The sequence below is a fragment of the Psychrobacter sp. JCM 18902 genome (assembly GCF_904846615.1).
GTDB lineage: Bacteria > Pseudomonadota > Gammaproteobacteria > Pseudomonadales > Moraxellaceae > Psychrobacter.
Genome location: NZ_CAJHBK010000001.1, coordinates 2,914,501 through 2,928,713, shown reverse-complemented (window position 1 = coordinate 2,928,713; position 14,213 = coordinate 2,914,501). Strand labels below are relative to the sequence as shown.

Here is a 14,213-nt window from a genome sequence, read left to right as displayed (position 1 = left end):
CATCTTAAATGGCATGACATTACTGACAAAGCCGCTTTTGTTACGTTAATCTATAGCATACTCATTACAATAGTAACGGCATCGTGTTGATCGTCAGTGCAAACTAGCGCTGCCTAGCCCTCAACCACGCTCAGCGTCACGCCCCATTTGGCAAACTGCTCAATCTCAGTATGCAAATCGGGCAATAAGAAAGCGTAGTGCTCACTGCTATTGGCAACGGTGATTTGCCAGCAATGATCATCCATGGCTTGTAACTGTAATTCTGGTAATTCATAATCGCTGCGGCTGTGATGCGCCAGTACGGCTAAGCGTAGCAACAGGCAAAGATAAACGAGCTGATTACCACCGATAGTACAGGTCTGCTCTAACATATCAGCCTTGAGCTTACGACGATGATTGAGCATCAGCTGTGCCATGCGCTTTTGATCGACTTGCGAGAATCCTGGAATATCAGAATACTCAAGCAAATACGCGCTGTGCTTATGATAACTACTATGACTGATGGCCAATCCTATCTCATGCAAGAAAGCCGCACGTCTGAGTAAATCACAATCATCATTGGTAAGGGCAAGCTGACTCTTCACTTGTTCAAATAAATGACGACTGGTTTTCACCACTTGTTTGGCTTGTTTTTTGTCCCCTGAATAACGCTTAATCAGCGCCAGCACACTGCGGTCACGAACATCTTCGCTAGCAAAGCGTCCAAGCATGTCGTACATCACACCTTCACGTAGTGCACCATCTGAGTAAGTAATGGTATCGACACCCAGCACTTTCATGACTGCACGCAGTACCGCAACGCCTGCTGGGAAGACGGCTTTGCGATGTTCCTTAACGCCTTCTAAATCGATGTCATCGACATTGCCAATTTTAAGCAACAGTTTCTCTAACTTTTTGACACCTTTATAAGTGATGCGCTCTTGCTCATCAGCCCAGCCCTTAGATACCAGCACATTACGTACTGCTTTAATCGTCCCACTCGAGCCAACCACACTACTCCAACCCAATTTTTGATAACGACCCTGAATCGCTAACACTTCTTTGCGAGCGGCTGATATCGCATTATTAAGGGCTTCTTTCGTGATTTGACCATCGGCAAAGTACTTCTGGGTAAAGGCGACACAGCCCATCTGCAAACTCTCGGTCAATAGCGGATCGAACTCTTGACCAATGATAAACTCTGTCGAACCGCCACCAATATCGATGACCAAACGCTTGTCACTACTGGCATTGGTGTGTGAGACGCCCAAATAAATCAAGCGCGCCTCTTCTCGTCCCGCGATAATCTCAATAGGTTTCGGCAATATTTTATTGGCACGGGCAATAAAGTCATTGGCATTTTTGGCTTGGCGTAAAGCGTTGGTCGCAACCACGCGAATGCGTTCGGGTGGTACCGAATCCAAACGCGCCACAAATCGGCTCAAACAGTCAAGACCTCGCTGTGCAGCTGCCGCACTTAAGATATTATTTTCATCCAAGCCTGCGGCGAGCTGGACTTTTTCAGACATAGAAACGACTTTTCGCACCTCACCATGGTCAAGACGCGCAATGGCCAGATGAAAACTATTGGAACCGATATCAATGGCTGCCATCATTTCATCATCAGCAAGCGGCGGATTTGTAAGGTAGTCAATAGGCATAAGAGGAATCGTTACCGTGTTGGATAAAAGGGAGAGGATATGGGTTAAAAATCAGACGATTGAGTCATATAAACATCGTAGCTGCACCAAATAGTGCCACCTATACAAAGATGCTCACGTGTTTGACGCAATTTTCGCCATTAAAGCATTTATGCCAAACACTGGCAAGTAACCCAAATGCTAATTAAGCAGCAAGCACATCATCAACAAAATAACAAATGCGCCATAAACATCCATTGCTTGTGTTAAGGATAGCGTTTTGCTACATTAAAAACGACCAATATTATAATAAATAACAGTCACTTAATGACCGCCTAGCCGTTTTAGCAAAAAAGAAAGCCCCCTAATGACTCGCCCTAATATCTATACTCAATAAACGATTAGCAAGGAAGCTAAACAAATGAATCAAACGACCACACAAAACACTACCAAAAACGCCGATGCTCAAGCGGTCAGCAATGCTAAAAAAAGCATGATGACAACCGTCAGTCCAACAAAGCAGAAATTTTATGACTTCTATTTAGCTGAACATCAAAACATGGCTTGCCGCCGCTTACATTTCGCTGGTAGTAGCTTTGGCTTATTGGGACTCGCAAAGTCGGTCAAAACCGCTTCGCCAAAACCATTACTTAAAGGCATCGCTGCTGGATATGCTTGCGCTTGGGTCGGTCATTTTTTCTTTGAAAAAAACAAACCTGCCTCGTTCAAATTCCCGCTAAAAAGCTTTGCTAGCGACTTTCGTATGTACAGTGATGTCCTACGCGGTAGACTCAGCTTAAAAGACCGTAAATTTGATAAAATCGGACGATAATAACTCGCCACTAGCCCAACTAACGTAAAGACTTACGTAATATTTTTCCTACCGCCGTTTTGGGCAATTCATCGATAAACTCGTATGACTGCGGGCGTTTATAACCTGTTAAACGTTCGCTTGCGAAGCTTTGTAACTCTTCTACCGTTAGGCTCGAATCTTTTTTGACCACAAACGCTTTGGGTACCTCGCCGCTGTGCTCATCTGCAATACCAACCACCGCGACTTCAAGTACTTTCGGATGCTCTGTCAATGCCGCTTCCACTTCGTTTGGATAGACGTTAAATCCTGAAACCAATATCATGTCTTTTTTGCGATCCACCAGCGTCAAAAATCCATGTTCATCTAGCACACCAATATCACCCGATTTAAAGTAGCCATCCTTTGTAAAAGTGTCTGCATTGTCTCGTTGCCAATAACCACGCATGACCTGCGGGCCTTTAATACAAACCTCGCCCCGTGTACCTATTGCACAAGTTGCACCCTGTTCATCAATGATTTTAATATCCATCATCGCAAGTGGCAGACCAACGCTACCATTAAAACGATCTATACCAGGTGGATTAAAAGAGATAACTGGTGCAGTTTCGGACATGCCGTAACCTTCATTGATAATCATACCAGTGACTTGTTGCCACTGATCAGATACGGCTTTGATGATTGCGGTGCCGCCACCGATAGATAGTGCCAAGCGACTAAAATCAAGGTTGGCAAACTTTGGATGATGCAGCATACCAATAAATAAGGTATTCACCGAAGGAATGACATGCGGACGATGCTGCTCGATGGTATTGACTAGTCCATCGATATCACGCGGATTGGTGACCAGTATATCTTCCCAGCCGCCATAAATGCCTAGTAAGCCGCAAACGGTAAATGAGAAGATATGATAGAGCGGCAACGGATTGAGTATTTTAATCTGCTCGCTACGACCCGCTTCAATCGCATGACCAAACATCGCATAACACTGACAGACATTGGCCATGACATTGTAATGCGTGAGCATCGCGCCTTTTGGCTTGCCGGTCGTGCCACCCGTATATTGCAATAAAGCTAAATCTTCACGCTCGATAGTAACAGGCTGATATTGCTCAGCGTGGTATGCACTCATAATATGGGCAAAGCTTATATTATGCTCTGAGATATTTTTTGCAGCATTATCGGCTGTGGTTTGGTTGGTTTGATTGAATTGACGAGTAGTATTGGTCGACGGTTCAAGTTGGGTAAGCAAGGCAATATCGTTATCAGCAGGTGCAGCATTCGGATTGACGGAACAATGTACAACCAATGACAGTTGCGCTTTGACTGCATCATCTAACTGATCGTAAGCAGAGGTCATACCATCGAGGACAATCAGCACACTAGCTTGAGCATCCGTCAGCTGATGCGCCAATTCATAATGGGTATACATCGGATTGACATTCACCAATACCGCGCCTGCTCGCAGACAACCAAGTAACACCACGGCATACTGCAATATATTGGGTAATTGCACAGCGACACGATCGCCTTTGCTGATGCCTTGTGCTTGTAAAAAAGCAGCAAAGCGGCGGCTGGCAATATCCAGTTGTGCAAAGGTAAGGACGGCAGACCCCATACTAAAAGCCACAGAATCACTATGCTGATCTATCTTGGGTTGCAACAAATCTAGCAGGTTGTGCTTTCCCTCTAATACATCTAAATTATTTCTTATTCCATATTTCTCATATGAGGCTTGCCATAACGGTGGCGTATTACTGCTAGGCATATCATTAGTGCTTGTAGTCATCAGTTGGCGTCCTTGCTCAATTGTCTTGATTCATCTCAGAATAGCATAATTTATTGTTTATTTTGCAATCACCCAAAGAAGGAATTGTCTTAGCCTTGGTTTTTTCATTTATGCAGTCATCGTCAAAAAATCTTTATCTCTTATAGTAAAAATCACAAAAGGATAAATATTGGACACAAAAAAAACCAGCATGATTTCTCATACTGGTTCTTGTAAGTACATATATTTTAAACAGGTCTTAAATAAACAAGGTCCTGAATAAACAGTTACGCTTTTGCCATTTCTGCAAAAATCTCGTCAGCGGCTTTAATCGACGCATCAATATCTTCATTGCTGTGTTTAATTGACATAAAGCCTGCTTCATAAGCAGACGGTGCCAGATAAATACCGCGATCCAACATGCCATGGAAGAACGTGTTAAACACCGTCATGTCACACTCTGTCACGTCATCGAAGTTCTTTGGCGTGTCAGTTTCATTGTCTTTGACGAAGAACATGCCAAACATACCGCCCAATTTATTGGTACGCATGTTGATGCCGTGTTTGTCAGCCGCCGCTTGAAAACCATCTACCAGACGATCAACTTTCGCTGCTAACTCAGCATAAAAGCCATCTACGGTTAAGTCTTCGAACATCGCGATACCCGCACGCATTGCCAGTGGATTACCTGACAATGTGCCGGCTTGGTAGACGCCGCCGAGTGGTGCGATACAAGACATCACTTCTTTTTTACCACCGAAAGCACCAACTGGCAAACCTGCACCGATGATTTTACCAAAGCACGTCAAATCAGGATCAATGCCGAAATGTGCTTGTGCGCCGCCCAGACCAACACGAAAGCCCGTCATCACTTCATCAAAGATCAGCACTGAACCGTTGGCAGTACATTCTGCACGCAAGGTATCATGGAATTCTTGTGTTGGAATGACCATGTTCATGTTGCCCGCGATTGGCTCCAAGATAACGCAAGCGACTTCTTCGCCCCATTTCTCAAAGCAATCTTTAATCGCTTGCGGATCATTATAAGGAATCGTAATCGTGTGCTTAGCAAAATCTGCTGGCACGCCTTTTGAGGTTGGCTCGCCAATATCAAGCATGCCCGAACCTGCTTTTACTAACAAGCTATCTGAATGGCCATGATAGCAGCCTTCAAATTTAACGATTTTGTCACGCTGGGTATAGCCACGAGCCAAACGAATTGCACTCATGGTCGCTTCTGTACCGGAGCTGGTCATACGAATCATCTCAACACTTGGGACAATTTCGCAAATTTTATCGGCAACAGTCGTTTCAAACGGCGTTGGCGTACCAAAACTTAAACCATCATCAGCCGCTTTTTTGACTGCATCAATCACTTTAGGGTGTGCGTGTCCCAAAATCATTGGGCCCCAAGAGCCGACATAATCGATATAAGCATTGTCTTCGGTATCATAAATTTTGCTACCGTTAGCACGGTGCATAAAAATAGGCGTGCCACCAACACCAGCAAAGGCACGGACGGGCGAGTTTACGCCGCCAGGAATATGTTTGCGGGCTTGCGCAAATAGCTGTTCGTTTTTAGTGCTCATAATTATTCTCTACTTATTATTTCTTTAATATTGATTCTGTCTTATTTTATTAAAAATAACCTTGCGGCTTGTTGTTAATGCTTAGCAGATTTTTAAAGCACATTTAATAATTTATGCTTTTTTGACAACAGATGATTTAAGCTTCATTGGCCCAAAGCCATCAAGTTTACAGTCAATATCATGACCATCAGAGGCATCGGGCAGCAGGCGAATACCTTTTGCTTTGGTACCAACTTTAATAACAATCGATGAACCTTTGACTTTTAAGTCTTTAATCACGGTGACGGTATCGCCATCTTGCAGCTCATTACCGACCGCATCACGAATGACCGCGTCTTGCTCTTCAGCTTGCGCCGCATCGGTTTCAGCCGCAGTCCATTCATGAGCACACATGGGACATACTAGTAACGCACCATCTTCGTACGTATATTCAGCATCGCATTTTGGGCAATTGGGTAAGCTCATAATTTCCTCGTCAGCCGTGATAAATTGGGTGTATTCTAGAGCTAACATTGTACCGTAACTCGCTAGCTTTAACCAATCGCTTCGCTCGTAAATGCGGTTCTGTGTCCAATGTATAGATTCACTCATGTCTTACAGCGGACGTTTTTTATCACACAGTGTTTTGTGGTACTCTGCTTTAACTAAATTTGGTTTGATGACCATGTATCTTTAGATGGTAAAACCTCAATATTTACTTTATCAATTACTTTAACAACTCAGTATTCACCACAATATCTGAGGCTATGGCTACTGATAACGATAGCGACTTATGAATAGGATAATAATAATGACTCAATCAAACGTATCGACCCTCTCATCAACATTGCCACAATTTGTTCAACTAACGATTCAAGGTGAAGATGCAGAAAAATTCTTGCAGGGTCAGCTAACCTCTGATGTCACCAAGCTCGGACTCAGCTATCAAGCAACGGCGCTTAGCAATTTAAAAGGTCGCATTGATTTTGGTCTTTGGATAAAAAAACAAGCCGAAAAGCATTATGATGTGGTTATCAGTGCCGATTGCGCTGAGGCTTTTCAAGCCCATTTAAAAAAGTTCGGTGCCTTTTCAAAATTTGACACCAGTGCGCCCGCGCCCATTTATCCTTGCGTGCTTGATGAGGTGCCAACCTTTAGCCATCAAGAAGACCACAATACGCCAACCGATACCCAAGCGTGGATGCAAGCGAGTCTTGCCATTGGCAACTATTGGATAGTTGCTGCTACACAGGGTCTGTTTCAGCCACAAGAGCTGCGTCTGCATCAGCGCGGCGGTATGGACTATGATAAAGGCTGCTATCTTGGTCAAGAAGTGATTGCCCGTATTTATTTTAAGTCAGCGCCAAAAGCGTTTTTACATTATGTCAGCGGCGCAGGTGACGTGCCAGCAGCCGGTGACAAGCTAGAAAAAATCCATGTGGTTAATACGATTGCCGATGACACTATTAATGGTAATGGTTTTAAAGCATTGGTCGTTGCCCGTCCAGAGCATTTAGCCGATAGTGAGCTTACGATATTAGACTTACCGCCAGCGCTGAAAGCCGATGTTGCACGCCAAAAATAGTGCGGCATAATGAATGACGCGTAATAAATAGCACTCTTCAAAACATTTTTACTAAAAAAGCAGCAGAGTAATCTATGACCCATATTGCGGTACTCGGAGCGGGCGTGGTGGGCGTGACCACCGCATGGTATCTTCGCCAAGCAGGCTACGATGTGACCGTCATTGAGCGTGAACCAGCGGCCGGTATGCAGACCTCATTTGCCAATGGTGGGCAAATATCTGTCTCGCACGCAACCCCTTGGTCAAACCCTGCGGCTCCAATGAAAGCCCTTAAATGGCTGTTTCGCGAGGATGCGCCGCTGTTGTATCGCTTGCGTGCTGATAAGGCGCAGCTCAAATGGGCGATGCAGTTTTTGCAAGAATGCCGGGCAGATAAAGCCGATGCCAATTTGGTACAAATGGTACGTTTAGGCTTGTATTCACGAGATGCCCTACAACAGCTGCGTGCTGATATTGGTATTGATTACGAGCAGCAAACGCGCGGTATTATGCATTTTTATACCAATCAAGCGGAATTTGATGCCGCCATTGCGCCAACGGAGCGCATGCAAGCGTTAGGCTGTGAGCGTCATGTCATCGATATCAATAATGCCGTTAACCTAGAGCCTGCGCTTTACCCTATTGCTCATAAGCTAAAAGGCGCTACTTATACCAGCCGTGATGAATCGGGTAATGCCCATTTATTTACCCAGCGCTTAGCCGAGCGCTGCATCGAGGCTGGCGTTAAGTTTTTATACGATACCGAGATTCTGGCGTTAAACACTGACGCCCATTCTGCTCGCCCGCATATCCATAGTATTACCATTCAACCCAAGGGAGAAAACGCGCAAACCTTTAGTGCAGACAGCCATGTACTAGCCCTCGGTAGCTATAGTGTGTCATTACTAAGACCTTTGGGAATACATGCTCCGATATTTCCAGCCAAAGGCTACTCGGCCACTTATCAAATCAACCCCCGCGCCCCGCATCTAGCACCCTTTGTCAGTCTCATTGATGATGAGTTTAAGCTGGTGACATCACGCCTTGGCGACAAGTTACGCGTCGCTGGAACGGCAGAATTTAACGGCTACAATTTGGATTTAAATAGCACGCGCTGTGCAGCCATTACCCGCCGTGTGCAGCAGTTATTTCCTAAAGGTATCATTGCCAATTCTGTGCAATATTGGACAGGGCTACGTCCGATGACCCCATCAAATGTGCCGTTAATTGGGCGCGCGCATAGGGGGCAAGTCCGTCATGGCAGTCATAATATGGATGCTGGTTTTGATAATTTATGGCTCAATACGGGTCATGGTACGCTTGGCTGGACGCATGCTTGCGGTTCGGCGCAGGCGATCAGTTTATTAATACAGGGTGAGACACCACCAGTCGATTTTGATTTTGTTGGCTTAGGAACGTAAGAATAAGAAACGTAAAAAAGGCGCTACCACTATAAGTCAGCGCCTTTTTTCTTTATATGGAAGACTTTTATTCTAGAACTATTTTATGCAGCGCTCCCTGATTCCATATCAAAATTAACATCAGAATCAGCCGTCTCCAAATCAACCACTTCTGGCGGGATTGCTTCCAATTGTACTGGTACACCATTGACTGCCGCATTGCCACTTAGCTGATCAATTAAGGTATCGTCTGTCAAATCATTGACACTGACGCCCGCATGCGCTTGAGCGATTTTTTGTTTTACTCCTTTGCGGCCGTGACCCCACCCATGAGGGATACTCACGACATTTGGCATCAGCTCATCCGTCACTTCTGCTACGATCGTCACACTACCCACACGCGACGTGACTTTTACGTTTTGACCATCCTCAATACCGTACTCTTTCGCTGTTTCAGGATGTAACATCAAAGTACAGCGCGGCTTACCTTTTACCAAGCGATAGCTGTTGTGTAGCCACGAATTATTGCTGCGTACATGACGACGACCAATCAATAGAATTTGCTTGTCATCATAGTCCTGCATCACCTCCTGTACGCGCTCTAAATCTGCTTGATAAAAATCAACATTAAGATGAATCTGCTTGTCTTTGTGTTTTAACGCTTGTGGCAGCATGGTTTTGAGCGATCCCAAATCAATACCATGCGGATTTTTCTTCAATTTCTTTAGATTGAGACCCTTATAAGGCCCACGTTTCAGACCTTGATTAAGCACAAATTTCGGACCCAAAACTTTTATTAATAAACGTTCGACTTTGGTTGCAAGTACGGCTTTTTTATCCAAGCGTTTTGCTAACTCTAAGTAGATTTGCCAATCATGTTTAGCGCTTCTTTGCTTAGCAAACAATGCCTTTGAATATTTGGCGACGTTATGGACGGCAAAATTGTTAAAGGTGACGTCATAATGATCGCGCTCTAGTGGCGATACCGGCGGCAAAATAATATGCGCATGACGGCTGGTTTCTGTGACAAAGTAGTCAATAGCGACCATAAAGTCTAAGTTGGCAAACGCCGTATCTAACTTTTCACCATTCGGCGTACTGAGTACAGGGTTGCCCGCGACAGTCATAAAGCCTTTTAACTGGCCCGCGCCTCCTACCAGCATCTCATCCGCCATTGCCACAACGGGATAATCGCCATTAAAATCAGGCAAGTTACTCATGCGGCTATGACGCTTACCTAAATAACCTGGGCCTGAGTTATTGACCACGTCGACCGCAGGATTGGGGAACATCAGACCACCCACTTCATCCAAGCGACCTGTGACAATATTAATCAGCATAATCAGATACTGGCTTAATAAGCCAAACTCTTGCACCGAGACGCCCATGCGCCCATAACAAACCGAGCTTTCGGCTTCACAAAATTCTTTGACCAGTCGTTTAATCTCATCTGCCGCAATGCCAGTAATATCAGCAACGGACTCGGCGCTATAGTCTTTAGCAAAGTCTGCAAGGCGTGCAATCTCTGGCGCGAGCGCCGCTGCTCTATTATTGTTAGCGCGTGCCTTGTCCGCATACCCTTGGAGATAAATTTCATTGAGCATGGCAAGCAAGAGCAAAACATCGGTCGCTGGACGAATAAAATGATGCTCGCTAGCAATGTCGGCTGTTTCGGTGCGGCGTGGATCAATCACCACCACTTTACCACCACCTGCTTTGATATCTTTTAGCTTTTGGCGCATATTTGGTGCGGTCATGATACTGCCGTTAGACGCCAGCGGATTGCCACCAATGATGAGCATATATTGGGTACGATTGACGTCAGGCACAGGGATGCGCAGCATATGCCCGAACAGATGCATGCTAACAATGTGATGCGGTAACTGGTCGATGGAAGTCGCAGAAAAGCGACTGCGCGTCTTGATACTGGTTAATAGATGCTTAATGGTTAACATGCCGCCCAAATTATGGACATTAGGATTGCCTAGATAAATACCGAAAGCGTTTTGACCATGTTTTTTCTGTACCGACTGAATACCAGCTGCCACCTTATCTAACGCCTCAGCCCAGCCAATCTCTTTCCAACCGTTAGCCGTTCTCTCAACGGGATGACGCAGGCGATCACTGTCTTCATGCAAGTCTTGCAAAGCAGTCGCTTTTGGACAAATATACCCTTTAGAAAATGGATCATCTTTATCGCCTTTAATCGATAATACTTTTTTCCCATCGTGCTTGATGACAATTCCGCACATTGCTTCACATAAGTTGCAGGTTCTAAAATGTGTTTGTTCATCCTTGTGACTCTTTTCACTAGCCATGGTCGCGCTCCCTGTTATTTTTTACTATAGTCATTCCACTATAAAAGTATTACTGCGTTAACCTCGCTTGAAGTATTAAATATACAGCTACACTCGGTTGCCTTGTACTACTTTTCAATTGAATCGACTATATTGCTTTCACTATATAAATTCCGTTTTATGAGGTTAATACATTTGCTCATTTTAACAATCTTAAAAACACTGAGAATTAGCCAAAGTGCAACATTGATAAGCTGGATGACTAGCCATTTACTCTGCGCTTGTCTTTGGCGAAAAAACTGTTAAAAAGTCCATCAAAGTTTTTGCACAATATCTCAATGGCTTGCTGCCGTGAATAACGCTGTTGATGACAGCCCAATATCAATTCATGTACTTGGGCGGCAGCGATATCGACACAGAGATGAACGTCAGATTCGTCAAAAGAGCACTCGGCTGACTGCAATCCCTCTATAAATATCTTAGTCCACTCCTCTCTTATCTCTATGATTAGACTTCCCAACCCGTTACGTTCTATGTTTGAATCAAAGCGCAGACTGTCTTCGAGCAAACGTTGAAATAAAGTGATGTTTTGAAAGGCGGCATCAAAAATCAATGTTAGGCATTCCTGACAACGCTCATTGAAATCCTCTTTAGACAGCGTTGGATAGTCTTTAAGCATATCTACCCACGCCATGCGCATTGGTGATAAATAGTTGCCTTTAAGTTGCTCGCCTAACACCTGCTGCAACGCATCTAAACTATCAAAATGATTATAAAAACTTGGCTGAGCAATACCTGCACCTTTCGCGATTTTATTCATGCTCATACCAAGAGCGCCCTCTACGCTATACAGCTGCAAGGCACTTTTTAGTAACGTATGACGCGTTTTCGCCTTTGCCAGCTCGCGTTTTGTTTCCGGTTTTTTAGCACTTACGCTGTTAAGTACATTCACTATCAATCTGCCCCAACTTAATCTATAAAACAATTGTTATTTCAACTATAAGGCTATAGCCATTTAAACAAGAAGTCTATCACTAAATATTTAACCTTACTTATTCTTGATGATTCGTTTTAACCCATCCTAAAACAATCATAAAAAAATAGCCGCCACATTTATGATGACAGCTACTTTTTTTATTCCTATATTTACAGCGTGTTACGACGTCATTTTTTATAAATCATCGCCAGACTTGTTGATCCTCTTTACGTATGTCACTGATAAAACACTTCATTCATTACACAAATGGACGATGCATAACATAGCTGTGCAGATCTCAATAATGGAGCAACACTCTCAACATTGCATATACAGACATGACGATGGTGAGCACTTATATTAGATATCACCAGTTAGCTGATTAATAAGTACTGATAGCAGCTGAGTAAAATGTCGATTAAAGACAGATGGAATAATTGTCTCAATAACCAATTTTATAATAAAAGAAGGAACATAAAAATGAACGAACATACTCTAAAAGGTGAATGGAACCAAATAAAAGGCTCAGTAAAACAAAAATGGGCTGATCTTACTGATGATGATTTATTACACGTTGAAGGTAGCCGTGATAAATTGGTCGGAAAAGTTCAAGAACGTTATGGTCACAGCAAAGATGATGCTGAACGTGAAGTAGACGCATGGCGTACTGAACATAAATACTAGTAAATAATCATGCTTGTAAGAAGTATTAAGATAAAAATTTTATAAGCAGATTATTTAAACGAAAACCGCATTAGTTTCTAATGCGGTTTTTTTATGCTGGACTGATCACCAACTTGATTTATATCAAATAATTCTAAAAGATAAAACTCAAAGTCCAGACACGATAAAACCGCATAGCAATTAACTGTTATGCGGTTTTATTGTTAACCATCCATGTTACCTATCACCACTGTTTCCCATGCATCCTTGCATAATATTCAGCATATTGTGATACTGGGCATCCTGCCCTTTTTACTACAACTACCAGCATTAACTACTGATAGCAGCAAAGGGTATGTGTCCTTACTCCACTTATCATAATCATCCTGATGCTAATAAGTGAATCATTATCCTTAATGCGGTCAACTCAATCCTTGAGTCACATTCCCTAATGCCGTGTGACTATAATGCCTAATTCCTAACCTGATGTTAAGTCGCGTAAGCGTCATTACGTGTAAGCATATGCTTACATGATTCATATTCGTTACCCTGATTACAACTTATTAACGCAAAAGACACTAATCATCAAGCTTCGTCCATTATGATAGATAATGTAAGAAAATATTTCAAAGCGCATAATGGTAATGACGATGGTAATAATTAATTTGCCAGTAAGTTATGAATACGATTATATGAACAATTTACAGAGTGCGTACGTGCTCGGCTATCACCAGCAATGATGCGACGGGTAATTTAAAAATATTATAGGATATTGGATCATGAAAACTCTAAAGCCTTTCTCATTTAAGACCGTTATATCTACTGGTCTTGCGGTTGCATTATTGGGTACTACAGTTGGGTGTGCCGTCGTCGGTCCAGGGTATGATAATTACCCAGTATATGGTGGTAATGATGATTATGGTAACGCTGACTACAACCGCATTAGTCAAAAGCTACGCGCTGATCTGCGCCGTAAAGGCTATCAGGTTATGGATATCAAATCCGACAACTACCGTGGCAATCGCATAATGACCGCTTATGCCAAAAAGAACAACCAAGCATACGAGCTAAAATACACGTATCCTGATCTAAAACTTATTAGCTCAAATAAAAAAGCTTGGTCTAATGTTTGGCAAGACGATAGATATGACAAAGACCATTACAAAAAAGATAAATATAAAAATAATGGCAAGCATAAGAATAATAAGCACTATAAAAATGATGATATCGAAGATAGCATTAAAAGAGACTCGCGTTATCCAGCAATTAAGCAACGTGCAATCAATAAAATACAAGGTATGGGCTATCGGGTCAACGACATTGAGCTGGAAGAAAATAACGGACGCGGCGTGTTCGAGATTGAAGCCAAGCGCGGCTCACAAGAGTATGAAATACGACTTGGTTACCCAAATTTAAATGTGATTAAGATTGAAAAAGACTAGGGCATGTCCTCCATTCAATTGATAGTTATAGTCAATCCTATATAAATCAGATACGGTGTCAGGCTCGCTTAGTCTACTACTTATAGTACTTTCGCTTGCCTTCCT

At 43.3% G+C, this 14,213-nt stretch carries 11 protein-coding genes; 5 read left to right on the top strand and 6 right to left on the bottom strand.

Annotated features, from left to right (window positions below; all coding sequences use genetic code 11):
- Positions 1-113: 113 nt before the first annotated feature.
- Positions 114-1,640 (bottom strand): exopolyphosphatase, encoded by a 1,527-nt coding sequence (ppx, locus tag JMY05_RS12120; RefSeq protein ID WP_201615220.1) that lies wholly within the window; start codon positions 1,638-1,640, stop codon positions 114-116.
- A gap of 472 nt (positions 1,641-2,112) precedes the next feature.
- Here ppx and JMY05_RS12115 point away from each other — a divergent pair, with 472 nt between their 5' ends.
- Positions 2,113-2,451, top strand: a complete 339-nt coding sequence (locus JMY05_RS12115) for a DUF962 domain-containing protein (RefSeq protein WP_227676045.1) — start codon at positions 2,113-2,115, stop codon at positions 2,449-2,451.
- A gap of 19 nt (positions 2,452-2,470) precedes the next feature.
- Here JMY05_RS12115 and JMY05_RS12110 read toward each other — a convergent pair whose 3' ends face one another.
- From JMY05_RS12110 to JMY05_RS12100, 3 genes are all read right to left on the bottom strand, one after another.
- Positions 2,471-4,219 carry an AMP-binding protein gene (locus tag JMY05_RS12110; RefSeq protein WP_045443252.1) on the bottom strand — a complete coding sequence of 583 codons (1,749 nt, stop codon included), beginning with the start codon at positions 4,217-4,219 and terminating at the stop codon, positions 2,471-2,473.
- A 266-nt stretch (positions 4,220-4,485) separates the two neighbouring features.
- Positions 4,486-5,787 (bottom strand): glutamate-1-semialdehyde 2,1-aminomutase, encoded by a 1,302-nt coding sequence (gene hemL / locus JMY05_RS12105; protein ID WP_045443249.1) that lies wholly within the window; start codon positions 5,785-5,787, stop codon positions 4,486-4,488.
- A gap of 111 nt (positions 5,788-5,898) precedes the next feature.
- On the bottom strand, positions 5,899-6,252 hold the full coding sequence (locus tag JMY05_RS12100; protein WP_055123598.1) for a zinc ribbon domain-containing protein YjdM: 354 nt from the start codon (positions 6,250-6,252) through the stop codon (positions 5,899-5,901).
- A 325-nt stretch (positions 6,253-6,577) separates the two neighbouring features.
- Between JMY05_RS12100 and JMY05_RS12095 the strand changes: the two genes are divergently transcribed.
- Both JMY05_RS12095 and JMY05_RS12090 read left to right on the top strand, forming a co-directional pair.
- The gene (locus tag JMY05_RS12095; RefSeq protein ID WP_045443246.1) at positions 6,578-7,351 is read left to right on the top strand and encodes a YgfZ/GcvT domain-containing protein; all 774 of its coding nucleotides are present in this window, start codon (positions 6,578-6,580) and stop codon (positions 7,349-7,351) included.
- Positions 7,352-7,425: 74 nt separating this feature from the next.
- Positions 7,426-8,751, top strand: a complete 1,326-nt coding sequence (locus JMY05_RS12090; protein ID WP_201615219.1) for a D-amino acid dehydrogenase — start codon at positions 7,426-7,428, stop codon at positions 8,749-8,751.
- Between the two features lie 83 nt (positions 8,752-8,834).
- Here the strand turns inward: JMY05_RS12090 and JMY05_RS12085 are convergent, their stop codons facing one another.
- A complete protein-coding gene (locus tag JMY05_RS12085; protein WP_201615218.1) occupies positions 8,835-11,048 on the bottom strand; it encodes a molybdopterin oxidoreductase family protein in 2,214 nt (737 codons plus the stop codon).
- A 241-nt stretch (positions 11,049-11,289) separates the two neighbouring features.
- A complete protein-coding gene (locus tag JMY05_RS12080; protein ID WP_045443243.1) occupies positions 11,290-11,979 on the bottom strand; it encodes a TetR/AcrR family transcriptional regulator in 690 nt (229 codons plus the stop codon).
- A gap of 504 nt (positions 11,980-12,483) precedes the next feature.
- Here JMY05_RS12080 and JMY05_RS12075 point away from each other — a divergent pair.
- The gene (locus JMY05_RS12075) at positions 12,484-12,687 is read left to right on the top strand and encodes a CsbD family protein (protein WP_045443240.1); all 204 of its coding nucleotides are present in this window, start codon (positions 12,484-12,486) and stop codon (positions 12,685-12,687) included.
- A 758-nt stretch (positions 12,688-13,445) separates the two neighbouring features.
- The gene (locus JMY05_RS12070) at positions 13,446-14,108 is read left to right on the top strand and encodes a PepSY domain-containing protein (protein WP_201615217.1); all 663 of its coding nucleotides are present in this window, start codon (positions 13,446-13,448) and stop codon (positions 14,106-14,108) included.
- Positions 14,109-14,213 lie beyond the last annotated feature (105 nt).